This window comes from Anaerofustis sp. NSJ-163 (assembly GCF_024135845.1).
Taxonomy (GTDB): Bacteria; Bacillota; Clostridia; order Eubacteriales; family Anaerofustaceae; genus Anaerofustis; species Anaerofustis butyriciformans.
The window spans coordinates 378,042-403,122 of record NZ_JAMYJV010000003.1 but is presented as its reverse complement, the minus strand read 5'-3'; the positions used below and the strand labels follow the sequence as shown (position 1 = coordinate 403,122).

Annotated in this window: 25 protein-coding genes; 11 read left to right on the top strand and 14 right to left on the bottom strand. The window is 29.6% G+C overall.

Annotated elements, in window-relative coordinates; genetic code table 11:
- Positions 1-3 precede the first annotated feature (3 nt).
- Positions 4-1,908: a YgiQ family radical SAM protein gene (locus M6G78_RS05395; protein ID WP_253229823.1), complete on the top strand. Its 1,905-nt coding sequence runs from the start codon at positions 4-6 to the stop codon at positions 1,906-1,908.
- 30 nt (positions 1,909-1,938) lie between these two features.
- Here the strand turns inward: M6G78_RS05395 and rsmA are convergent, their stop codons facing one another.
- The 5 genes from rsmA to M6G78_RS05370 all read right to left on the bottom strand — a co-directional run bounded on the left by rsmA (position 1,939) and on the right by M6G78_RS05370 (position 8,017).
- Positions 1,939-2,805, bottom strand: coding sequence for a 16S rRNA (adenine(1518)-N(6)/adenine(1519)-N(6))-dimethyltransferase RsmA (rsmA, locus tag M6G78_RS05390; protein WP_138268921.1), 867 nt, complete (start codon positions 2,803-2,805; stop codon positions 1,939-1,941).
- A 3-nt stretch (positions 2,806-2,808) separates the two neighbouring features.
- Positions 2,809-4,374, bottom strand: coding sequence for a polysaccharide biosynthesis protein (locus M6G78_RS05385; protein ID WP_253229822.1), 1,566 nt, complete (start codon positions 4,372-4,374; stop codon positions 2,809-2,811).
- A 65-nt stretch (positions 4,375-4,439) separates the two neighbouring features.
- A complete protein-coding gene (locus tag M6G78_RS05380) occupies positions 4,440-5,354 on the bottom strand; it encodes an RluA family pseudouridine synthase (RefSeq protein WP_253229903.1) in 915 nt (304 codons plus the stop codon).
- Entirely contained in the window at positions 5,341-6,777 is a 1,437-nt protein-coding gene (locus tag M6G78_RS05375) for a D-alanyl-D-alanine carboxypeptidase family protein (protein ID WP_253229821.1), read from the bottom strand. The genes M6G78_RS05380 and M6G78_RS05375 overlap by 14 nt, the downstream gene beginning before the upstream one ends.
- On the bottom strand, positions 6,770-8,017 hold the full coding sequence (locus M6G78_RS05370) for a pyridoxal phosphate-dependent aminotransferase (protein ID WP_253229820.1): 1,248 nt from the start codon (positions 8,015-8,017) through the stop codon (positions 6,770-6,772). The genes M6G78_RS05375 and M6G78_RS05370 overlap by 8 nt, the downstream gene beginning before the upstream one ends.
- A 108-nt stretch (positions 8,018-8,125) precedes the next feature.
- Here M6G78_RS05370 and M6G78_RS05365 point away from each other — a divergent pair, with 108 nt between their 5' ends.
- The 5 genes from M6G78_RS05365 to M6G78_RS05345 all read left to right on the top strand — a co-directional run bounded on the left by M6G78_RS05365 (position 8,126) and on the right by M6G78_RS05345 (position 11,395).
- A complete protein-coding gene (locus M6G78_RS05365) occupies positions 8,126-8,461 on the top strand; it encodes a hypothetical protein (protein ID WP_138268926.1) in 336 nt (111 codons plus the stop codon).
- A gap of 86 nt (positions 8,462-8,547) precedes the next feature.
- Entirely contained in the window at positions 8,548-9,438 is an 891-nt protein-coding gene (locus M6G78_RS05360) for a radical SAM protein (RefSeq protein WP_207734412.1), read from the top strand.
- Positions 9,439-9,455: 17 nt separating this feature from the next.
- A complete protein-coding gene (locus M6G78_RS05355; RefSeq protein WP_138268927.1) occupies positions 9,456-10,103 on the top strand; it encodes a pentapeptide repeat-containing protein in 648 nt (215 codons plus the stop codon).
- A gap of 13 nt (positions 10,104-10,116) precedes the next feature.
- The gene (locus tag M6G78_RS05350; protein ID WP_253229819.1) at positions 10,117-10,563 is read left to right on the top strand and encodes a GNAT family N-acetyltransferase; all 447 of its coding nucleotides are present in this window, start codon (positions 10,117-10,119) and stop codon (positions 10,561-10,563) included.
- Between the two features lie 10 nt (positions 10,564-10,573).
- Positions 10,574-11,395, top strand: coding sequence for an EFR1 family ferrodoxin (locus M6G78_RS05345; RefSeq protein ID WP_138269720.1), 822 nt, complete (start codon positions 10,574-10,576; stop codon positions 11,393-11,395).
- A gap of 24 nt (positions 11,396-11,419) precedes the next feature.
- Here the strand turns inward: M6G78_RS05345 and trmD are convergent, their stop codons facing one another.
- Positions 11,420-12,088 carry a tRNA (guanosine(37)-N1)-methyltransferase TrmD gene (gene trmD / locus M6G78_RS05340; RefSeq protein WP_253229818.1) on the bottom strand — a complete coding sequence of 223 codons (669 nt, stop codon included), beginning with the start codon at positions 12,086-12,088 and terminating at the stop codon, positions 11,420-11,422.
- A gap of 9 nt (positions 12,089-12,097) precedes the next feature.
- Positions 12,098-12,586 carry a ribosome maturation factor RimM gene (rimM, locus tag M6G78_RS05335; RefSeq protein WP_253229817.1) on the bottom strand — a complete coding sequence of 163 codons (489 nt, stop codon included), beginning with the start codon at positions 12,584-12,586 and terminating at the stop codon, positions 12,098-12,100.
- Between the two features lie 135 nt (positions 12,587-12,721).
- Here rimM and M6G78_RS05330 point away from each other — a divergent pair, with 135 nt between their 5' ends.
- Complete coding sequence (locus tag M6G78_RS05330; protein ID WP_138269723.1) at positions 12,722-13,834, top strand: aminopeptidase; 1,113 nt, start codon at positions 12,722-12,724, stop codon at positions 13,832-13,834.
- A 25-nt stretch (positions 13,835-13,859) separates the two neighbouring features.
- Complete coding sequence (locus M6G78_RS05325; protein WP_253229816.1) at positions 13,860-14,303, top strand: hypothetical protein; 444 nt, start codon at positions 13,860-13,862, stop codon at positions 14,301-14,303.
- A gap of 43 nt (positions 14,304-14,346) precedes the next feature.
- Here M6G78_RS05325 and M6G78_RS05320 read toward each other — a convergent pair whose 3' ends face one another.
- A complete protein-coding gene (locus tag M6G78_RS05320) occupies positions 14,347-15,021 on the bottom strand; it encodes a hypothetical protein (RefSeq protein WP_138269725.1) in 675 nt (224 codons plus the stop codon).
- A 98-nt stretch (positions 15,022-15,119) separates the two neighbouring features.
- Between M6G78_RS05320 and M6G78_RS05315 the strand changes: the two genes are divergently transcribed.
- The 3 genes from M6G78_RS05315 to rplS all read left to right on the top strand — a co-directional run bounded on the left by M6G78_RS05315 (position 15,120) and on the right by rplS (position 18,245).
- Complete coding sequence (locus M6G78_RS05315; protein WP_253229815.1) at positions 15,120-17,123, top strand: UvrD-helicase domain-containing protein; 2,004 nt, start codon at positions 15,120-15,122, stop codon at positions 17,121-17,123.
- Positions 17,124-17,158: 35 nt separating this feature from the next.
- Positions 17,159-17,659: a flavin reductase family protein gene (locus M6G78_RS05310; RefSeq protein ID WP_253229814.1), complete on the top strand. Its 501-nt coding sequence runs from the start codon at positions 17,159-17,161 to the stop codon at positions 17,657-17,659.
- Positions 17,660-17,900: 241 nt separating this feature from the next.
- Positions 17,901-18,245 (top strand): 50S ribosomal protein L19, encoded by a 345-nt coding sequence (rplS, locus tag M6G78_RS05305; protein WP_138269617.1) that lies wholly within the window; start codon positions 17,901-17,903, stop codon positions 18,243-18,245.
- A gap of 36 nt (positions 18,246-18,281) precedes the next feature.
- Here rplS and M6G78_RS05300 read toward each other — a convergent pair whose 3' ends face one another.
- From M6G78_RS05300 to cdaA, 6 genes are all read right to left on the bottom strand, one after another.
- Positions 18,282-19,148, bottom strand: coding sequence for a DegV family protein (locus M6G78_RS05300; RefSeq protein ID WP_253229813.1), 867 nt, complete (start codon positions 19,146-19,148; stop codon positions 18,282-18,284).
- A gap of 122 nt (positions 19,149-19,270) precedes the next feature.
- Positions 19,271-19,999, bottom strand: coding sequence for an elongation factor P 5-aminopentanone reductase (ymfI, locus tag M6G78_RS05295; protein ID WP_253229812.1), 729 nt, complete (start codon positions 19,997-19,999; stop codon positions 19,271-19,273).
- The gene (gene glmM / locus M6G78_RS05290; protein ID WP_138269620.1) at positions 19,999-21,348 is read right to left on the bottom strand and encodes a phosphoglucosamine mutase; all 1,350 of its coding nucleotides are present in this window, start codon (positions 21,346-21,348) and stop codon (positions 19,999-20,001) included. Before glmM ends, ymfI begins: the two co-directional genes overlap by 1 nt.
- 10 nt (positions 21,349-21,358) lie before the next feature.
- Positions 21,359-22,930, bottom strand: coding sequence for an NAD(P)/FAD-dependent oxidoreductase (locus M6G78_RS05285; RefSeq protein WP_171020671.1), 1,572 nt, complete (start codon positions 22,928-22,930; stop codon positions 21,359-21,361).
- A gap of 7 nt (positions 22,931-22,937) precedes the next feature.
- Positions 22,938-24,155, bottom strand: a complete 1,218-nt coding sequence (locus tag M6G78_RS05280; protein ID WP_138269622.1) for a YbbR-like domain-containing protein — start codon at positions 24,153-24,155, stop codon at positions 22,938-22,940.
- A complete protein-coding gene (gene cdaA, locus M6G78_RS05275) occupies positions 24,142-25,002 on the bottom strand; it encodes a diadenylate cyclase CdaA (protein WP_171020672.1) in 861 nt (286 codons plus the stop codon). The genes M6G78_RS05280 and cdaA overlap by 14 nt, the downstream gene beginning before the upstream one ends.
- Between the last annotated feature and the right edge of the window lie 79 nt (positions 25,003-25,081).

Here is a 25,081-nt window from a genome sequence, read left to right as displayed (position 1 = left end):
AAAATGAAAATAAACAATGAATTTTTAATAACAACAAAAAAAGAAATGGAAGAAAGAGGAATATCCCAGCTCGATTTTATTATAGTAACAGGAGATGCCTATATAGACCATCCCTCTTTTGGAACTGCAATAATAGGCAGACATCTTGAAAGCCTTGGATTTTCCATAGGTGTTATCCCTCAACCAAACTGGAAAGAAAAAGAATCCTTTATGGTACTTGGCAGACCTAAATATGCTTTCCTTGTAAACAGCGGAAATATAGACAGCATGGTAAATCATTATACGGCATCAAAGAAAAAAAGAAATGACGATGTATATACAGAAGGCGGAGTGGCAGGGAAACGTCCCGACAGAGCCGTAATAGTATATTGCAATATGATAAGAATGGCATACAAAAAGGTTAATATAATAATCGGAGGAATAGAAGCAAGCCTTAGAAGATTTGCACATTATGATTATTGGGACAACAAAGTGAGACACTCCATACTTACAGACTCCACAGCCGATATGCTGACATACGGAAGCGGAGAAAAAATACTGGGAGAAATTGCGACAAGACTAAAAAACGGTGAAAACTTAAAAGATATAACCGATGTTAAAGGTTCTTGTTATATGACAAGCGATATAAGCAATATTGAAGATGCAATTATTATCCCTTCCTATAAAGAAGTATGCTTAGATAAAGAAAAATATAATAAGGCTTTTAAAGTTCAATATCAAAACCAAGACCCGATAACAGGAAAAACAATAATTCAATTTATGGATAAAACTTATCTTGTCCAAAACCCACCAATGATGCCCCTAAATAGAGAAGAACTGGATAAAGTATACGGACTGTCTTATGCAAGAAAACCTCATCCTATGTATAAAAAAGAAATTCCGGCAATAAAAGAAATAGAATTTTCTGTAACATCAAATAGAGGTTGCTTTGGTAACTGCTCTTTTTGCGCTCTAACATTTCATCAAGGAAGAATGGTACAGTCAAGAAGTAAAAAAAGCATAATCGACGAAGTAAAATTGCTTACAAAAATAGACGGTTTTAAAGGATATATTCATGATATAGGAGGACCAACAGCAAACTTTAAAAATCCTTCATGTCAAAAACAAATGAAATACGGAACATGTGTTGGGATAAACAAAACTTGCCTATCTCCTTCTCCTTGCAAAAATTTAGAAGTTGATCACAGCGAATTTTTAGATGTGTTAAGAGCGGCAAGAAATGTAAAAAACGTAAAAAAGGTTTTTGTTAGAAGCGGCATAAGATATGATTATCTTCTTTTAGAAAAAGACCCTACGGTTTTAAAGGAACTTGTAAAACATCATATAAGCGGACAACTTAAAATAGCTCCGGAACATATAAACAATAAAACATTAAAACAAATGGGAAAACCGGGAAGAGAAGTTTACGAAAAATTTGTAGATAAATACAACAAAGTAAACAAAGAACTTGGAATGAAACAATATTTGGTTCCATATTTTATTTCATCACATCCGGGATGTACCATACAAGGAGCATTGGAGCTTGCACTGTATATGAAAAAACATAATATACGACCAAGACAGGTACAGGATTTTTATCCAACACCGGGAACTTTATCAACTTGTATGTTTTATACAGGAAAAAATCCTCTGACAAATGAAAAAGTATTCGTTCCAAAAACATATGAAGAAAAACAAACGCAGAGAGCTTTTATGCAATATTACAAACCTGAAAACAAAGAAAGAATAAGAAAAGCTCTTATAAAAATAGGCAGAACAGATTTAATAGGTCCTTATGAAAACTGTTTGGTATTTGAAAAGAGAGAATTTAAAAATAATAAAAACAATAAAAGAAAAACATCTTCTAAAAAATTAACAAACAAAAGCGGCAAAGGAAAACCAAACAGCAGAAAGAGAAGATATAAATAAAAAACATTTTGTGTTTCCACAAAATGTTTTTTATTTATTTATAAAAGAATTTATTTCATTTGAGAGTTTGGCAAACTGCTCTATTGTTATGTTTTCAGCTCTTACTTTTTCATCTAATCCTGAATTTATCAAAGCTTGTTTTAACAAATCTTTATTTAAAGATAATCCGTTAGCAAGAGAATTAAAAACCATTTTTCTTCTGTTTAAAAAGGCAGCTTTAACGACTTTAAAAAATACTTTTTCATCATCAACTTCAATACCTTCTTTTTTTCTCGGTGTAATTCTAAGCACCGTAGAATCAACCTTCGGCATTGGAACAAATACAGTTTTAGGAACATTAAACAATCTTTCAACATCTGCATAATAATCAACAACAACCGTAAAAGATGAATAATCCTTTGAATTTACTTTTGCGTTAAGCCTTGTTGCAACTTCTTTTTGAAGCATTACAACAATATTATTAAACTCAACTTCATCTTCCAATACTTTCATAAGAATTGGAGATGTGATGTAATAAGGAAGATTTGAAATAAATTTTATTTTTCTTCCTTCTTTTATTTCTTCAGCTAAAATATCTTTTAAATTAGTTTTTAATATATCTTTATTAATAATTTGTATATTTTCATATTCACTTAAAGTTTCTTCCAGCATTTCAACAGCTCTTGAATCTATTTCAACAGCATACACTTTATATGCTCTATCTGCTAACTTTTGAGTAAGACTGCCCATACCGGGACCGACTTCAAGAACAGCTTCGTCATCTTTTAATTCTAAGGCATCAACAATTTTTAACACTATATTTTCATCTGTTAAAAAATTTTGTCCTAAATCCTTTTTAAATCTAAAATCATATTTTGATGTTATTTCGTTTATTGTATTTTTATTTGTTGCTTTCATATTTTATTTTCCTATAACACTTCTTACTTCTTTTATGTTAAGAACTTTAGTAATATATATTAATGCAAAGTAAACAACAGCAGCAACAATTATTACAATTACAGTTAAAATACTGTTGCCTACAAAACCCGCAAGGAATGTTTTTAATATAAAACATATAATTCCCATTACGGCTGCACAAAAAAGATTTTTTATAAAAGCCATACCAAGACCTCTATAAGTAGAACCAAGGAATTTCTTTATTGCTCTGTAATCAAGACTTGCCACAACAAAGTCAGCGCCTAAAGTTCCAAGAATTGCACCGTAAATATTCAAGAAAGGAATCTGTATTAATATTACATTTAAAACAAGTTTTATAACACAACCCACAGCTAAATTTTTTACAGGAACTTTTAAAAGTCCAACACCTTGCAATATCCCCTGCATTGTAGTTGATATCATAGTAAACACTATGCCAATGGATAACAATCTAAGCATATTTGCTCCGTTAGCATCGCCAAACAATAATGTTGTTACCTCACTTGCCATAACAATAAGACCGGCAATACAAGGAAGAGCAAGCATTAAAACAACTTTAAAAGTTAAAAATGTTTTTTGTCTTATCTGCTCTGTGTTTTTTCTTACAAATGATTCAGAAATTGTCGGAACCAAGCTGGCAGCAAGAGATGAAGACAATATAAGAGGTATACTTATAATAGTCTGTGCTCTTTGTGATAATTGCCCCCATAAAATCGTTGCTTCTTCAACACTAAATCCTGCCTTTTGTAAAAATGCAGAAACAGTAAATGAGTTAATCAAATTCATTGAAGAAGTAACAAGAGAAGCAATCGTAATTGGAATTGCAATTGCTGCTAAAATCTTAAGTATGGTTTTTACATCTTCGGTAGACTTTGTTTTTTGATTTTTTATTTGTCTTTTTATTCTCGGTCTTATCTTTAAAAAACATAAGAATAAGAATAAACTGGCAACCAAAGCACCGGCAGTAGCTCCAAAAGTCGCACCGGCAGCACCAAAAGCAACACCAAATTGTTTATATAAAAATACGGCAAGCCCAAGTCCTACAACAACCCTTGTTATTGATTCAACTATTTGTGAAATGCTTGGAGGTGTCATATTTTGCATACCTTGGAAGAAACCTTTAAATGATGACAAAATACAAACACAAAGAGGCGCAAAAGCCAAACCAAGTATTGAATAATACGTATCTGGATGCCACTTAAATATTGAAATAAAGAAATGAGCTCCGAATAACATAATAGCTGAACATACTGCACCAATTAAAGCAAGAGTAGTAACAGCAACTTTGAATACTCTGTAAGCTCCATCGTATTTTCCTAAACTTATTCTTTCAGAAACCATTTTTGAAATAGCAACCGGAAGTCCTATAACAGAAATAGCAAGTAAAAATGTATATACAGGGTATGCATTTCCGTATAACCCCATACCAAAATCGCCAAGAATTCTTACCAAAGGAAGTTTTAAAAACATCCCAAGGAACTTTGCAACTATTCCACCAAAAGCAAGAACAGCAGCACCTTTTAAATAATTTTTCTTTTTACTAGCGCTCAAATTAATTTCCTCCTGAAAATAGTACTTCTTCTATTATAAACCCGAATTACTAAAATTCAACAATTTTAACTCTTTTTTAATTTTCCCATCACAAAAACAACATCTTCGGGAAGCTCTGCTTTAAATTCCACCATCTTTTTACTTCTTGGATGAACAAAAGATATTGATTTTGCATGTAGAGCTTGATGTGAAATCAGTTCACTTTTGTTTTCGTTATATAATGTATCTCCCAAAATAGGATGTCCTATATGAGCGAAATGAACTCTTAATTGATGAGTTCTTCCGGTTATAAGTTTTGCCTCAACTAAAGAATAACCGTTAAATTCCTCAATTACTTTATACTTTGTTATGGATTCTTTTCCATCTTCACTAACTATTCTTTTTAAAGCATGCCCCTCTTCTCTTTTTATTGGAGCTGATATGTATCCTTCTTTTTTATCAAGTATTCCTTCAGCTATAAGAAGATATCTTTTATCTATTTCATTTCTTATACTTTGATTTTGTATAAAATGATGAACATACTTATTTTTGGCAATAACAACAAGCCCCGAAGTATCCATATCAAGTCTGTTAACAAACCTTGTTTTAAGATGTTTGCCTTCTTTATCCCACTTATAATAAATGGCATTTTGAAGAGTATCGAGAGGATGTGAACGGGTAACATGAACAACCATACCGCTTTCTTTGTTTATAACCACTATATCATCATCTTCATATATAATATTAATATCGATATCACTTGATGGAGCATCTGCTTTTTCAATAGGGAAAAATATTTTTATATTATCATTTTCCTTTAAAACATCAACAAACAAAGCTTCTTTGTCATTAACAAGAAGCTTTCCCTCTCTTATTATATATCTAAAGGTCCTGGAAGAATAATCATATTCATTTTCCAAAAATGAATATATATTCTCCCCCTCGTATTTTTTCCCTACCGTATATTCGTATACTGTGCTGAATTTATTAGTATTTATCACTTTCAAAATATTCCTCTAAAGTTAAATTATTATCATGAATTATTTTTGCTAAATCTTTTCCGACGTATCTTATATGCCAAGGTTCATAACTGTATCCCGTTATTTTCTCTTTATCTTTTGGAAATCTTATTATAAAACCATATTTATAACAATTTTCTTCAAGCCATTTTCCCGCAGGAGTATCTCCCAAACTTTCCACAAGCTGGTAATTTACTTCTTTTGTACTTAAATCCATAGAAAGCCCCAATTGATGTTCACTCTCTCCCGGTTTGGCAGAGTAAAAATTGGCATCTTCTTCATTACCATACTGGGCAATATTATCTTTATAAACATCAACTTGTAAACTATATGACCTAAATCCGCTTACACCATAAAATTTATAACCAGAACTTTGAGCATCTTTACAAAGTTCTTCAAGTGCTTTTGCAGCATCTTTTCTAAGATACATTACGGATTCATTGGACTGCATAAAATCAATATTCGGCTTTACAAGGTCCGAAGGCTTGTAACTTGAAGACAAATGTCTTTCTTTATTAACAACGGCATCATATTCATTAGGGTTAGTTATAATCATATTTTTATCAATTTCCTCACTTAAGTTATCTTTTATAGTATAACTATATGATTTACTTAATTTTTTATAACTAACAACCATATTTAAGACACTGCCACTTGTAACACTATCATCAATATTAATTACATTTTTATTTACGCTAACTTTATTTTTTAAATTTTCACTTGTCACATTAATTGTAATTAAACTTTTATCTACATTATCAATTACTTTATTATTAAAATGGTCTTCTATGACATTTTGAACGTTAAATGCATAATTAGTGCCTGTTTTTATGTTTTTTGTATCTACACCTATAATTTGAGTCTTATAAGTTACATCACCTCTTAATGTAACATCTCCTACTACCGTAGTTTTAAAAGGCTTGTAATATGCAATGAAACTAAAAAGAAAAACAGTAACAAAAACAAAAGCTATAAAAAATATACGCTTTATTTTTACAATTGTACGTCTTCGTCTTCTTGCAATCCTTCTTCTTGTATAAACCGTCGAAGTACGATAACCGCCGTAAGAAGAATGCCTTTCGTAAGGCTCAACTCTTTTTGTTCTTCTTACAGCATTAGGATTTTTATTAATATGTCTTGTATCTCTTTTATTGGATACATTCTCCCTTCCTGCTATCCTTTGTAAAAAAGTACCTATATTATATTTAACTTGTTTTTTTATTCTTTTCAATTGTCTGCTAAGCCCATCATTTCTTTTTCGAATACGAACTTTTTTCCTTTTATTAGAATGATTTTGTTCATATCGAAAAGAATCAGAGCTTAAAGAGCTACTTTTATTTCTTAAAGTATCTCTCTTTTTTCCATTAAAAATATCTTTTAATGCTTTTCTTTTCTTTTTACTCATCCCATTTGCTTAAAACTTCTTTTATTATTTTTGGTGCTAAAGCACACTTTTCTTCTCCAACAGCGCAAAGAGCAAATCTAAGCCCTGTTTGAAGAGGAATTACAAAAACATTTTCCTCCATTAGTAAATCTGCCGCTTTTGCCGGATCTTTACAAGGAATACAAACAAAGAAACCGTCTTTGTAAGGATATAACTTAAGGCCTACTTCCTCGCTTTTTTGTAAAAACACATCAGCTCTTCTTCTAAGCATTTTTACATAGTGGTCTCTTTCCTTAATAAAATTATTGCCAAGATTTTCATCATTTATAATATCAGTAAGAACTCTCATGGCACCTTTTGTTCCGTTTGACCAAGTTCCTCTGTTTGAATGTAAATTTGTATAGAAAAATTCTTTTGCAATTTCTTCTTTTGATGTTACACATAATAAAGCTCCATTTCTAAGTCCATACATTGTATAACCTTTTGAAGCAGAAAAAGCAATCAAGATAAGAATATTTTCATCAAGACCCGCAAATTTTTCCATAAATTTACGTCTATTAAATTTTTCATCGCAAAAATCAATATATGCAATATCAACAAGAACAATTATTTTATTGTCTTTATCCTTTGCAGCTTCTTTTAATACTACTAAAATTTCATCCCACTCTTCATCTGAAACAGAATATCCTGTTGGATTATGCGCAGGTGTATTAAATATTGTTAAAAGTCTTTTTTGTTTAGTTAAATAATAATTAAATTTTTCTTTAAAAGCATCAATATCAAGTCCGCCATTTTCGTTAAACATATTATATGTATCAAGCTTTCTTCCGCTTTCAAGACAAATTGTGTTATATGGATCCCAGTATAAACTTGATGTTATGACCGTATCTCCAATATTTGTATAATTAAATACGCTGTGATGTATTGCTCCTGAACCTCCCGGTGTCGCAACAGCTTCTATATAAGCGTTTGGCATATGATCTTTAAAACATGCTTTTTTTACGGCCTTTAAAAAATCTTTATCACCTTCAATACTTGCATAAGCAGCTATTTTAGGTGCTTCTAAACTTTCTAAATAATCATAAACACTTTTAAATGCCACAAAATCTCCGTTATCTTCCAAAAGTACGCCCATTGATGAATTTATCACCTTGTCAGGACCGTATTTTTCAACGGCTTCGCTTGCCTTTGCTGAAATTGTAAAAATAGTATCATTCTCTACGGGTCTTATCGCATGATCCGCAACCATATTTTTTGACATATCTTCTCCTCCCACACCATTTAATATCATGATTATATCAAAAATTTTTTTTAAATAGTAGTAATTTAAAAAATTTAAAGTATAATATAGTAAAAGGAGTGATTTAATATGAAAATTAACGCAAACAACAGCTATAAACTAGTTAAAGAAGAAGTTAACAACACATACGAAGTATTAAAAGACGGACTTTCTATGGAAGAAATTACAGACATATTACTTCATGATCCCAAAAAACCCGTTATGGGAATGTATAAATTATTCATGACAATTGCAATAGCAAACCTAGAAGCCAGAAATGATATAATGGAAGACAGGGTTTTAACTAAAGCAGCTATTTATATGGATTATTTTGCCAATGGCGGAAAACAAGATGAATTTTTTATGACAAAACAAGATTTATTATATGACGATCTTGAATTTATAAGAAACAAATATTTAAAATAATCTTATAATTTAATATATAAATAATACCCTGCAAGTATACAAAACTATATTTGTGGGTTTTTTATTAATTAAAACAGGTAAATAAAATGATAAAATCAATTTTAGCTAAAACAATTCTTTCTGGATATAATCAATCAGGTTGGTTTTGTTCAAATTATAATATGAATTTATATAGAGGATGTGTGCATGGCTGTATATACTGTGACAGTAGAAGCAACTGCTACAATATCGAAAATTTTGATGAAGTATCATATAAAGAAAATGCTATAAATATACTGCAAAATGAGCTACGAAGTAAAAAGAAAAAAGGCGTTATAATGACAGGAGCAATGAGCGACCCCTATAACCCTTTTGAAAAAGAATTAAATTTAACAAGAAAATCATTAGAGCTTATTAACAGATATGGTTTTGGTGTAAGTATAATAACAAAATCAGATTTAATCACAAGAGATATCCAAATACTAAAAGACATAGCGAAACACTCAATAGTCTGTGTGAATATTACCATAACAACTGCATCAGATAACTTAGCAAAAAAAATAGAACCAAATGCGCCATCAAGCACAAAACGCTTTAAAGCAGTAAAAAAGCTTAGGAGCAATAATATTACAACCGGAGTGTTAATGACCCCAACATTACCATTTATAAATGACACAAAAGAAAATATAATCAATATGGTAAAACTTGCAAAAATATATAATGCAAGCTATATTTACGCATATAAAGATTTTTGTGTTTCATTAAGAGATAATCAAAGAATGTATTATTATTCAAAACTTGATGAGCTTTTTCCAAAAGTAAAAGACAAATATATTAACACCTTTCAAGATAAATACTGGTGCTGTTCCACAAACAGAGAAAAGCTTTGGGATATATTTGTAAATGAATGCATAAAAAACAATATTGAATATGACCATAAAAAAATAGATGAAATAATTAAAAAAGGCTATAATAAAACACAAATGAGTCTATTCTAAAAATAAAGGAAACATAAATGAGCAATATAGATTTAAATTTACATGACTTTATTCAAATAAACGATATACAAAATATAGTCAATGAAGCAAGAGAAAATGATACTGATATTGAAGAAAAAATCATAAAAAATCAAAACCTTGATAATTATGATTTTTCTAACATAAATTTTAGTGATACTATATTTGAACATTGCAGATTTTTAAATTGTGATTTTGAAAAAAGCGCTTTTGTAAACGTGATTTTCAAAAACTGCGATTTTTCAAATAGCAATTTTAGTGAAGGTTATTTTTCAAAAATACATTTTGAAAGTTCAAAATTTCTCGGTGGTGATTTTAACAAAGCAATTATAAAAGATGCAGAAATTATACACTCAAATTTGCAATATACAGTATTCATGCAGACTTCTTTTAATCATGTAAATTTTAATTTTTCTGATTTTACAAACGCAACTATAAGTGATAGCACTATGAAAAAAATTAAAATAAAAGAATGTAAATTCATTTTAACAAACTTTTTTAATACAAAACTTGCAGGAATTGATTTTTCAACAAGCAATATTGATGGTATAGTTTTATCTGATAATTTTAAAGAATTAAAAGGAATTAAAGTAAATGAAATACAAGCTATAGAGCTTGCAAAACTTCTTGGAATAAAAATAGTTTAAAAAGAGGGAAAATATGAAAATACAAAAAGTAAATTTAAAGAAAGAACAATATCTTGATCTTTTATATTTAGGAGATGAAAATTACGATTTAATTAAAAAATATCTAAGTAAAAGCGATATGTATATTGTAAAAGAAAATGAAGATATTATAGGTCAAATATGTATAAAAAGAATATCCGGCAAAATATTTGAAATAAAAAATATTTCCATTTTACCTGAGTATCAAAACAAAGGATACGGAGCAAAGCTAATTAAATTTATTTTTGAAATGTATAAGAAAAAAGCAAGTGTAATGATTGTAGGAACAGGAGAAACAAAAAAATCACTTAAATTTTATCAAAGCCTTGGATTTAAACCTGTTAAAAGAATAAAAGATTACTTTTTAAATAATTACGACCATGAAATACACGAAGATAACATAAAACTAAAAGATATGATTTATCTAAAAAAAATCCTATAAGGAGAAAGCCATGAAAATAAATAAAATAACAGCTATGTACTTTAGTGCAACTGATACAACAAAGAAAATATGTGAATATATTGTAGATAAATTAAGTAAAAATTTAGAAATAGAAACCAATATAATAAACTTTGCAAACAAAAATGAAAGAGAAAAAAATTTTGAATTTGATAGTGATGAACTTCTTATTTTTGGAATACCTACTTATGCAGGAAGAATTCCAAACATACTGCTTCCATTTATAACAAACAACATTAAAGGGAACAATGCTTTATGCGTTCCGATAGTTTTATTTGGAAATAGAAATTATGATGATTCATTAATTGAACTTAGAAACATTTTGGAATTTAACAACCTTCATTCTATTGCAGCCGGAGCATTTGTAGGAGAACATTCTTTTTCATATACTCTTGCAAAAGGAAGACCGGACAGTGAAGATTTTAAAGAAGTAGATAAATTATGTGATTTAATTTTAAAAAGAATAGAAAAAGAAAAAATAACTGATATTTCACCTGTAAATGTAAAAGGAGAAAACCCTATACGTACATATTATAAACCAAGAGACAGAAAAGGAAATTTTATAGATATAAGAAAAGTACTTCCAAAAGTAAATCATAAATGTGATAATTGTAAGTTATGCGTAGAAGTCTGCCCTATGGGTTCAATAGATAAAGACAACGTAGCAAAGTATAATAATATATGCATAAAATGCGGTGCATGTATAAAAAAATGCCCTATGGGTGCAAGGTATTATGATGATGAAGGATATTTATATCATAAAAGCGAACTTGAAGAGATGTATCAAAGAAGAGCAGAAAACGAAATATTTTAAAAGCTGTGGAACTCCACAGCTTTTTTAAAGTAAATCTTCTCTTCTTTTTTTCGTTTCTTTCAATGCTTCTTCATTCATGTATTCTTCTATTTTTTTATGATGTCCGCTAAGTAAAACAGGTGGAACTTTAAGCCCCATAAACTCTTCTGGTCTTGTATACTGACTTGCCTCAAGCATTCCATTTTCAAAACTCTCGTTTTTATAACTTTCACTGTTCCCAAGAACCCCGTCAACATATCGGCTTACTGTATCCATAAATACCATTGCCGCAATATGCCCTCCTGTTAAAATATAATCCCCTATACATATTTCCTCGTCTACACAAAGGTCTATGGCTCTCTGATCGATTCCTTCATAGTGACCACATAAAAGTATAACTTCATCCAGTTTTGCATATTCTTTCGCAAGAGCACTGTTAAAAACTTTTCCTCTTGGAGAAAAATATATAACGGGAACATTTCTTTGTTTTTTTATGTCAGTTACACAGTCATAAACAGGTTCTGCTTTCATAAGCATTCCTGCTCCTCCCCCGTAAATTTCATCATCTACTCTTTTGTGTTTATCCTTTGAATAATCTCTTATATTTATCGCATTTATTTCAAGTTTGTTGTTTTTTACTCCTCTTCCTATAATCCCTACATCTTTGTAAGCTTCTATCATTTCAGGATAAAGCGTAAGTACGTTATAAATCATGTGTTCTCCCTAATAAACTAAATTTTTCTTATTTATTTTAATATATTCATCTTCAACTATTTCAAGTATATTTTCTTCCAAAGCAGGTAACATTTGTTCTTTTCCATCTATTTTAAATACATATATATCAACAGCGGCAGGAGTTAATACATCAACCATTACTCCTATTTCTTCTCCCTTTTCATCAAGAACTTTAAGCCCTTTTAAATCTTCAATAAAATATTCACCTTCATCTAAATCTACACTGTCTTCTCTTAAAACTTCTATAAAATTATTTTTTAACTTTTCGGCAATATTTCTATCATCAATTTCTTTAAGCTTTAAAATAATATGATTTTTATTTATTCTTGCAGATACAGCATTATATTCTTTTCCTTTTATAAAACATCTTTTAAGCTCTTTAAATCTATTCATATCATCAGTTAAAGGAAGAACTTTTAACTCTCCTTTTATACCGTGTACATTAAAAATCTTTCCAATTACAATATTTTCTTTCATAATTATCCATTCCTTGTATTTTTATATTATTATATTTTATCAAAAATAAAATTTCTTTTCCATATCTATAATAAATATTAATAAAATATGGTAAAATATTATATAACAATATTGCATATGGAGGCATAAAAAATTATGGACAAAAGAATAGAACAATTAGCACATAATTTAGTCACTTTTTCAACCAATGTTCAAAAAGGTGAAAAAGTTTTAATAAATGCAGGCGGAATAGAAGATACAAGAGATCTTGTAAAAGCACTTGTAAGAGAAGTATATAAAGCAGGAGGATTCCCTTATCTTAAACTTACTGACTCAAGTGTAAACAGAGAAATATTAATGGGAGTAAGCAAAGAACAATTAGAATTCCAAAATGATTATGAATTATATCAAATGAAAGGAATGGATGCTTATATAGGTGTAGGCTGCAGCGCAAACGCAAGTGAATTAAGCGATGTTCCAAGTGAAAATATTTCTCTTCAATCATCTGTATTAAGACCTGTTTTAAGAGAAAGAGTAGACAACTCAAAATGGGTTATTTTAAGATATCCAAACAATTCAATGGCTCAAAGTGCAAAAATGAGCAAAGAAGCTTTTGAAGATTATTTCTTTGATGTTTGCTGTCTTGATTATTCTAAAATGGCAAAAGCAGTAGAACCATTAAAAGAACTTATGGAAAAAACAGATAAAGTAAGAATAGTAGGACCAGGAACAGATCTTACATTCTCAATAAAAGGAATGCCTGCTGTTCCATGCTGTGGAAATATGAATATTCCTGACGGAGAAATTTATACAGCACCTATAAAAGACAGCGTAAACGGTACTATTTCTTATAACACAAAAAGCGACCATTTAGGTTTTATATATGATAATATTAAACTAACATTTAAAGACGGAAAAATTATTGAAGCAACTTCAAACAATAACGAAAGAATCAATCAAGTTCTTGATATTGACGAAGGAGCAAGATATGTAGGTGAATTTGCTATTGGAATTAACCCATATATAAGCGAACCAATGCTTGATACATTATTCGATGAAAAAATATCAGGAAGTATTCACTTCACACCAGGATGTTGTTATGAAGATGCCGATAACGGAAACAAATCGTCACTTCACTGGGACCTTGTTTTAATCCAAACAGAAGAAAAAGGTGGCGGAGAAATTTATTTTGACGATGTACTAATCAGAAAAAACGGTTTATTTATACCGGAAGAATTACAAGGACTAAACCCTGAAAATCTAAAATAACCTTATTAATTAGGGGGAAATTATTATGAAAAAAATTTTAACAGCAATTTTATCAATATTAATTTTAATAGGAATATGCGGCTGTGGCTTTACGCAACAGCAAGAAGTAGACATGACTAAATACAGCTCAAACATCGAAAAATCCGATAGAATTGATGTAATGAAAAATGAGGAAAGGTTAGATTTAATTTCGGGACACAATAATATTGAAGATTTTATAACAAGTCTAAAAATAGAAGAATGGAGAATGAAAGATTTACCTAAAGACTCAAAGGTAGATTTAGAATTTATTTTATATTCAACAAAGAATCAAGATGAAGAAGAAAGTGCGGATTATGAATTTGAAAAAAAAGGCCGTATCTTAACTTATGAAGATTCAAGATATTTAACATTCGAAATTAATAAAATACAGTTCAATTTTAAAGTTCCAAAAGAAGTTATTGAGTACTTAAATACATTTAAAAACTAAAAAAGACGAGATAAAATCTCGTCTTTTTTATGTTGGATAAAAATTAGTCGTCGCATCCGCAACTATTGCATGAACCACTTGTTGGGAAAAAGTCCCCAAATGCTGAAATATCTTCATTAAGAAAAGTTTCACAGAAGTTTGGAGCACATTCTTCTTCTCTGCATTCGTCAGGAAGTTCACAGTAACCAAATGTTGGAACTTTAAGACTTACTTTAGATATTGCATTTACAACAATAACAAAACCAAGAGTCATTGAAATTTGATTACCGCAAGTTTTATTTACACAATTTGCTTCAACAAAACATTCACTTACTGGAGAGAATCTTCCTTGTCTTACGAATTTTCTGTTTAAATCAAAGATTGTACTTACAGGTATTCTAATTTTATTATCTGATTGAACGGTATTTCCGCACATTGGTTTTGCAGGTACCGTAATAGTACAGCAATCGCATTTTCTTCTAAGTACTGCATAAATAGGGATAGCAACAACGCATTTTAATCTTGCATGACATTCATCCATTTCTGTGAAGAATGGTTCGCATTCATAATGCTCTATTTCAGAAGCTCCAAACTGTGCATAAAGGAATGTATAATCAGACAAGTCACCATTTAATTCAAGTTCAAAAGGCATATTTTGCATACATTCTTTTTTTGAACATCCATCATACACCTTATCAACAATTAGACATTCCACACCTCTTGTATTTCTTTCTTCCACTTTTTATTCCTCCTAAATTTATGTTCTTATTTGTTTTACACTTTATAATATGAAGATTATCATTTTGTGTTACTTATAAACGTGATATAATAAATTTTATGATGGAAAAAATTAATTTAGTAACACAAATTGAAGATAAAAAACTTGATGAGGCACAAATAGAATGTGTAAATTCCAAGGAAAGAAATATTCTTGCCATTGCGGGAGCAGGATGCGGAAAAACCACAACCATTCTTGCAAGAATAAAATATTTGATTGAGGAAGAAAAAATTCCGCCTGAGCAAATACTCGTACTGAGTTTTACAAATTCTTCAACAGATGAGCTTATTGAAAGAATTTCAAAAATAACAAAAGAAAAAATAAATGTATGCACTTTCCATAAACTTGGTAAAGATATTATAGATAATGTACACAGCGGAGATATAAGCATATATAAAGATACAATTGCAAAATTCGTAAACGAATATATAGATACAAAATTAAAATCAAACGAATATTTTGAAATGTACGATTTTATAATCAACTATTATCAGGAATATATAAGCTTTTTACAGTTTGAAAATAAAAAAGACGAGCAGAACTATCTTTTTAATAAAGGAATTATAAGCCTTGATAATGAATATAAAATGACATTTGAAGAAAATGTCATTGCAAATTATCTATATTTAAACAACATCGAATATGAATATTTTAATACGAATATATACGGAAACGAATTTAAAAAATTATGCTCAGGTTTTTATCTTACGAAATATGATAAATTTATATTTAATATAAATATAAATTCTAAAGGTGAAAAACCTTTATGGGGATATCCTAATATACCAAAGATAGCATATAAAAATTACGATGCATACATTAAGTTTTTACATAATTACCCTATTTTTAAAAACAAGGCAATATTTACATATTCTTATGATTTTGAAAAAGGAATTTTTAAAGAAGAAATAGAGAAAAAACTTAAAGAAAATAATATAGATATTAAGCTGTCATATTCAAATGTAGGCAAAGAAGTACATAAATTATTTAGATATAACATAAATTTTATAAAAAAATTAACGGCTAACTTTATTACCCTTATGAAAACTACCGCAAGAGATGAAAATGACATTCTTAATATAAATAATTACAGCTCAAAGCAGGAAGAACAAAGAGCAAAGGCATTTTTTAAAGTAGTTCTCCCAATATATAAGGCATATCAAAAAATGCTTAAAGACACAAAACAAATAGATTTTAATGATATGATTTTAACTGCCAGAGAATATGTAAAAAATTCTTTATATAATAAAGGATACAAACATATTTTAATAGATGAGTTTCAGGATATATCCTATTCCAGAATGTCACTTATAAATGAAATTTATAAAAAACACAACTCACATATATTTGCCGTGGGAGATGATTATCAAAGTATATTCCGTTTCACTGGAAGCGATATTAATATTTTTTATGACTTTGAAAAAGATTATAATGCAAAAAAATATTTCATAGAAAAAAATTATAGATTTGATAGAACCATTGCAAATGTAACAAACAAATTTATATTAAAAAATCCATATCAAATTAAAAAAACTCTTAAAAGCAGCAAAATAAACATTCTTCCAATTAATTTTGTTACAGCAAGGAAAAAAAGTGAATTATACAGAGTATTTTTAAAAGAAATATACAAACTGCCTAAAAACAGCGAAGTTATGCTTCTTGGCAGATACAAAAAAGATATAATTCCTTATGCTCAAACAAACGAAGTAAATATAATACTTCATGAAAATAACGAAATATCGGTAATACTTGAAAAAAGAAAAGATTTAAAAATCAAATTTCTAACTGTACATAAAGCGAAAGGTCTGGAATGTGATTATGTATTTATACTTAATACATTTAACAGCTTAATGGGGTTTCCATGTAATATAACCGATGATAAATTAATAAAAATGCTACTTAAAAATAAAGAAGATTTTCCCCACAGCGAAGAAAGAAGATTATTTTATGTAGCCCTTACAAGAGCAAAAAAGAAAATATTTTTAATGGTAAATCAAAGCAGTATGTCATGTTTTGTTAAAGAAATTATGGAATACAAAAAAGATTCAAACATATTCCTATAAAATAGTGATATAATAAATAAAAAAGGAGGAACAACATGATTTCAAAAGAAGCATTTGAACTATTAGATAATCAGCTACCAAAAGGAGCTTTTCTTACAGTAAAAAATAATGATGAAGTTAATACAATGGTAATAGGCTGGGCAACAGTCGGCAAAGTATGGGGCAAAGACGTAATTACAGTAATGGTAAGATATTCAAGACTTACATATGATTTAATTAAAAACGCAGAAGACTTTACGGTAAGCGTTCCAGCTCTTGATACAATGAAAGAAGAAATTGCTTTTATGGGAACAAAATCAGGTAGGGATTTTGACAAATACAAAGAAACAAACTTACATTTAAAAGACTCAAAGAAAGTTTCATCTCCAATTATTGAAGAAGCAAAACTACATTTTGAATGTAAGATAATTTACAAACAAGCTATGGATCCTATGGGCATTGTTGACAAAGAAGGAATAGAAGACAGATTCTATAAAGGAAATAATGATTACCATGTTATATTCTATGCAAATATAGAAGACTGCTATGAAAACTAAAAGAGCATACTTTTGTAAGTTCTTTTTATTATTCTACTTATAGTCAAATAATGCTTTATTAAAGCTTTTTATTTAATATATTTTTACAATTTTTATTATAAAAAACAAAAATTTAGTTGAATAAATTTTTCTTATATGATATACTTTTTAGGCTATGAGCTTAAATAGCTTTTTTATTATGGGTGTTCCTCTGCTTAAAGATGTAAGTAAGAATGCTTGAAGATGAAGGGAGGCACAAACAATGGATTTAATTAAATTAGTAGAAAACGAAAACCTTAAATCTGATATCCCTGAATTTAACGTTGGTGATACTGTAAAAGTTCACGTTAAAGTAGTAGAAGGAAAAAGAGAAAGAATCCAGGTTTTTGAAGGTATTGTGCTTAAAGAACAACACGGTGGAGTTCAAAAAACATTTACTGTAAGAAAAATTTCTTATGGCGTTGGTGTAGAAAGAACTTTCCCAATACACTCACCTAGAATTGACAAAATCGAAGTTACAAGAAGAGGTAGTGTAAGAAGAGCTAAACTTAACTATCTTAGAGATAGAGTTGGTAAAGCTGCTAAAGTTAAAGAAAAAAGAAACTAAAAAAAGTCCTATAAGGACTTTTTTTGTTGCTCTTTTTTATTTTTCTTTTTTAAAAAATGCTATACCCACACAGTGAGGACCTGCATGAGTTCCCACTACAGCACCAATATTGCTGGCAGGCAAAATATCAATATCTTTAAGTTCATCAAAATTATCCAACATATATTTTTCAAAATGAGAATAAGCTTCTTCATCATCTATATGTCCCATAAAAAATGCTTTATCTTTATCTATTCCGTATTCTCTTGCTTTATCTATAATAAATTGATATCCTTTTTTTCTTCCTCTTACTTTCTTTATTGGAACAACTTCTCCACCTGTTATTTCTATTACAGGCATTATATTTAAAGTATTACCAATAAATGCAGCACTCTTTGAAAGCCTTCCGCCAAGAATAAGATACTTATAGTCTTCAATTAATGCAAGTAAAGTACTGTTTCCTTTAATACTGTTTATTTCATCTTCTATTTCTTGCCCGCTAAGCCCCTTATCTCTTAACTTAGCCGCTTCTAAAACTAAATTACAAAGACTTAAAGTAACACATGTTGAATCAATAACATGAACTCTGTTTTTTCTGTCATTATCAAGAGAATCTCTTACAACGACTGCAGAATTATAAGAACCGCTTAATTTAGAAGATAAAGTTATTACTACAACTTCTTCTCCGTTTTCAGTAAATTGCAAGAATAAATCTCTTAATTTCCCTACAGGAATCTGACTTGTTGTAGGAAGTTCTTTACATGTTGCAAGTTTGTCGAAAAACTCTCTGTGATTAATGGTTATACCATCAATATATTCCTCTTCTCCAAAATAAATATTAAGAGGATATACATTAATATTATATTCTTTCATTTGTTCCTTTGTTAAATCGGCAGTAGAATCCGTTAAAATATTTACTTTCATTACATATTCTCCATATAAGGTATTAATATAAAATATACTATTTTAAACTTTTATTGTCAATCATTATAGTTATGTTTTAAAAATATTGTTAATAACGAATTTTAATTCCCATCATTTAAAAATTATAAAATAAAACCGCCATCTACACTTATAACTTCTCCGGTTATAAAAGAAGCTTTTCTATCACAAAGAAACAAAACTGCATTTGCAACGTCTTCAGGTTTACCGATTCTGTTTATAGGAGTTTCTTCAATTAAAGACTCCATATCTTCTTTCGACAAATGATTATTCATTTTTGTATCTATAACTCCGGGAGCAATGACATTAACATTTATACCACTTGGACCAACTTCTTTTGCAAGAGCCTTGCTCATTCCTATAAGAGCAGCTTTTGAAGCAGAATAACATACTTCCATGCTTGCTCCACTTATTCCCCACATGGAAGATATGTTTATTATATTTCCTCTTTTTTTATTAATCATCTCAGGTAAAAAAGCTTTTGTAAGCATAAAAGCACTTTTTACATTAACATCAAAAACGTTATCCCATTCCTCACAGGTAGTCTCATCAAAAAACTTAACAAGACTTATTCCTGCATTGTTTACTATTATATCGACACTGTTAAAAGAAGAATACACCTTTTCTTTTATTTTTAATACATCCCTTTCTTTCGATAAATCTCCTTTAAGCATCAATACTCTTTTATCAGTTAAAGAAAATTCATCTTCTAAAGCTTTTTTATTTTTGTTATATAGCAAAACTATATTATAACCTTCATTATAAAAAGCTTTTGAAATTGCAATCCCAATTCCTCCGCTTGCTCCGCTTATAACTACTGTTTTGTTATTCATTACGATAATCTTTCTTCAATAAGTTTTGCAAGAGATGTTGCATCTTCTTTAATTTCACTTTGGTTTTCACCTTCAATCATAACTCTTACCAAAGGTTCTGTACCACTTGTTCTTATTAATACTCTTCCGTTTCCTGCATATTTATCTTCAATTGCTTTTATAGCTTCTAAAATCACACTGTCTTTTTCATAATCATGTTTTTTATCATTATCAACAGTTGCGTTAATTAGTACTTGTGGATAAATAGAAACGTCTTTTGCAAGCTCATCAATATTTTTACCACATTCTTTTACAACTTTACATACAAGTAAAGCTGTGGCAATTCCGTCTCCCGTAGAATTTATATCTGAAAGAATAACATGTCCTGATTGTTCCCCGCCTATGTTATATCCTTCATTAAGCATTCTTTCTACAACATATCTGTCCCCTACACCTGTTTCACTTATTTTAATGCCTTTCTTTTCAAGTGCCTTTTTAACTCCCAGATTACTCATAACAGTTAAAACAAGAGTATCTTTGTTTAGTTTTCCTTTTTCTTTCATATAACAACTTAAAAGATACATTATCTTATCTCCGTCAAAAGCTTGTCCCTTGCTGTCAACCATGATAACTCTATCTCCGTCACCGTCAAAAGCAATACCAAAATCAGCATTCTTTTCTAAAACAGTTCTTGATAAATTAGCAATATGAGTTGAACCGCATTTATCGTTTATATTAATTCCGTTTGGATCATTTGCGATAACTTTAATATTCGCTCCAAGTTTTTCAAACACTTCTTCACCTACTTTATATGTAGCACCATTTGATAAATCCAAAACAATATTAAGTCCACTTAAAGATTTTACTCCTATTTTTGATAAAAGATATTTAATGTAAATTTCTCCGGGATAAGCTATTTTTGTTTCTCTTCCTATTCTTTCTCCTGAAATGCTTCTATCTCTTACCTTTTCAAAAATATATCTTTCTATTTCATCTTCAACTTCATCAGGAAGTTTATGCCCTGTTTTACTAAAGAATTTTATGCCATTATATTCATATGGATTGTGTGATGCTGAAATAACAATACCGCTATCGGCATTAAATTCTTTAACCAATACAGCAACGGCAGGTGTTGGAATAACTCCCGCATTAAGTACGTTTCCTCCTGCAGACATAATTCCGCTTACAAGACCTGCATAAATCATATCTCCAGATATTCTTGTATCCATACCTACTACAAATGTAGGAGGATTTCCATTATCCTTTGTAAGTTTCATTGTTGCTGCATATCCTATTTTGTGAGCAAGTTTTGATGTAAGCTGAGTATTAGCAACCCCTCTTACTCCGTCTGTTCCAAATAATCTTCCCATATTAACCCCCTTAGTTTTCGTTTATTGCTTGAGCCGCTTTTATGCCGTCGACAGCACTGGAAAGTATACCGCCTGCGTATCCTGCACCTTCTCCTACAGGATAAAGCCCTTTTATATTTTCACTTTCTAAAGTTATTTTATCTCTTAAAATTCTTATAGGAGATGAAGTTCTTGTTTCAACTCCGGTTATTATACCATTATAGAAGGTATTAAAAAATCCATGGAAATAACCAAAAGAATCTTTGATTGATGATATTAAATTATCAGGTAGAAGTTCGTTTAAATCACATTCATTTACTCCAGGCAAATAACTTGGTTTAACATCAACACTGCCTTTTATATTTAAAAAATCAGTTATCTTCATATAAGGTGCTTTATAATCTTTTCCACCCATTTCAAAAGCTTTTCTTTCAAGCTTTTCTTGAAATTCAACTCCAGCAAAAAGCCCGCTTCCATAGTCGCTTTCACTTACATTTACTACTATTGCAGAATTTGTATTTATCATATTTCTGCTTCTGAAACTCATTCCGTTTGTAACAACTTGACCTTTTGAACTTGCACCTGCAATTACCACACCTCCGGGACAGTTGCAAAAAGAGTATATTCCTTTTTTTGTATTTTTATCATGAAATGTAAGATTATAACTTCCTGCACCCAGTTCACTATGTCCGGAATAAGAAGCATAACAACACTTATCTATGTCTTCTCTTAAATGCTCTACCCTAAATCCTACGGCAAAAGGCTTATTCTCCATATTAACATTATGCTTTTCAAGCATTTTAAAAGTATCTCTTGCACCATTGCCTATACCAAGAACAACAGTATCCGATAAATATTCATCTTTTTCGTTTATAATAACGCCTTTTATTTCATTCTGCTCTATAATTAAATCAGTAACGGTAGAATTAAAATAAAATTTTCCACCGTAATATTCTATTAAAGCCTTTAAATCATCTACAATTATTCTTAATTTGTCTGTACCAAGATGAGGTTTATTAAGATATCTTATATCTTTTGGTGCACCACATTTTATAAATGTATCTAAAACTTCATATTTTAAATTTCCTTTTATTCTTGAGTTTATTTTCCCATCTGAAAAAGTTCCAGCCCCTCCAAGTCCGAATTGAACATTGGAATTTTCATTTAATACTCCGTTATCAAAGAAATTTTTAACTGTTTTAACTCTGTTTTTTATATCCTCTCCCCTTTCAAAAACAAGGGGTTCATATCCCATTTTTGCAAGATATAAAGCGGCAAACAAACCGCTTGGACCACTGCCTACTACTATCGGTTTAATATTTTTCTTCTTTGTTAAATCCAGTTTAGGAATACTTTTTTCTTTATACAAGCTTACTTTATACCCTACATTATGAGGTTTTATGGGATAATCCAATATAACACTGTAAACATAATATATTCCATCACTATGTCTTTTTCTTGCATCTAAAGACTTTCTTAAAATTTTAAAATGTTTTACTTTTTGTTCAGTTAATCTAAGCCTGTTTATTATAGCTTCTCTTTCACCAACACCGGATAAATTATCTATATTTATTTTTATATTTTCTATTAAATATTTTCTCACTTTAATATTATTCCTTTGTTATTTTTACCAAAACACTGTTTTGGCTTACACTTCTTATACTTACACCTTCAGGTAACCCCTGTGTACTTATCTTTATATCAACATTATGTTCCCCTTCTTTTAATCCTGATAAATCAACTACTCCTATAAGATTTTTTTCTGTTATAGAACTTAAATACTTCTCTTCTCCTGCTAATAAAACACTTATATTATCATCTAAAACTTCTGCAGTAAGATCACTTCCTAAATTTTCAAATGTAAATGAATTTATATATACGGTTTTTTGATTTTGTTTGTCTATAAACACATTAACATCAATGATATCTCTTGTATTTACAATATGCACTCCCTGAGGAATGTCCAATTTAACATTTCTATCAAAAGATTCACTAACCCCATCCAATGAAATACTTTCAGTATTTATTTCGTTTATAGTATTTAAAACATCATCTGTTGCAGAAATAGTTACGGTTGTTGTGCTTGGTTTTATAGACGTAATTTTATATCCATCCATAACACTACCTGATGTTTTTACATTTATAGGAACATTCTTAATTTTTCCTATTTCAATATTTACCCTTGTTGTTGCAGGAGATAGTGTTACATCTGCTATTTTCTTATTATTTTCATCAACTGCATACAATGTTGCAGTTGATGAAAAATCATCGCTTTTATTTGTTACATCAACATTCCCCATTATAGCTTCAACTTTATCAACACTATCGGAAGGTCCGCTTATATTAACATCTTCTACTTCTGGAGAAAGAGATAACACACTATAGCCCTCCCTAACTTCCCCGGTTGACTTTATAATAGGCACACTTAAACTTTTGTTACCTTTTTTATCAACTGTGACTTTAATTGTATTAGGATTTTGATCAACTATAGTAACATCATTTGGAACACCTTTTATATTAATATTTAGTGTATAAGTCCCTTCGCTTGAAATGTCTTTTAAATCTACACTTGCCTGTATATTTTTGTTATCAAGGCTTTTTACTAAAGAGCCTTTTCCATAAACTTTCATACTGTCTATATTATCAGTTGAAACAGAAATAATAAAATCATTTTGCTCTAGTACTGAAGTATTTGTAAGAACAATAGGTATATCTTCGATTTTACTGTATACCATGTTGTCACTATCATTATTTGCATATACCCATAAAAGAAGAGCTAGCAAAAAAGATATCAATAAAGTTACTATTTTATTATTATTCTTTCCCATTGCTACCTTTTCTCCTTAATATTTTTGATTTAGAATTTTTATGAGCAGGTTCTTCTACTAAAATTTCAGTAAGAATTCTTCTAATACCTCTTTCCCCCACGAACCTTGATAATTTCCCATTAATAGCATAAGAAATAACACCTGTTTCTTCAGATACCATTAATGAAACACAGTCAGAATGTTCGCTTACACCAATTCCGGCACGATGTCTTGTTCCTATACTTGTTGAAAGCTGTTTGTTTTGAGAAAGAGGAAGCAGACATGCCGCAGCCCTTATTCTTAAAGTTTCTCTGTTTATTATAACTGCTCCATCATGAAGAGGCGTAGCATACTGAAAAATATTATTTATAAGCTCTGTACTTAATAAACTATCAAGTTTTACCCCGGTTTCTACAACATCATCAAGAGGAACCTGTCTTTCTATAACAACAAGAAGTCCTGTTTTTGTCTTTGATAAATCACTTATACTTTGAACAATTTGATCCACCGCAACAGAAGGAGAATCTAAATCTTTGTCAACAAAAATATCTTTTATGTTTTTTACATTTGTTTTACCGATTGTTTCAAGCATTTTTCTAAGCTCTGGCTGAAACATAATAAGCAAAGCTAAAAATCCTACGGTTATTATATTTTTAAAAACAAAGTTTACGGTCACAAGCCCTAACCAATCACTGACCTGAGTGATAACCAAAATTATAATTATCCCCTTTGCAACCTGTTCTGCCTGAGTTCCTTTTATAAGTCTTATAATTGCATATATAATAAATGTCATTATAAGAATATCAACGGCAGATAATATGCTAAAGGACTCAAAAATTTGAGTAAACAACGATGTTATCTGAGACATTATCATTACCTTCCCTAAGTAAATTTATTTTTATATTATTGACTTATATTATTTTTTTAATATTTTCAATAGTGAAAAC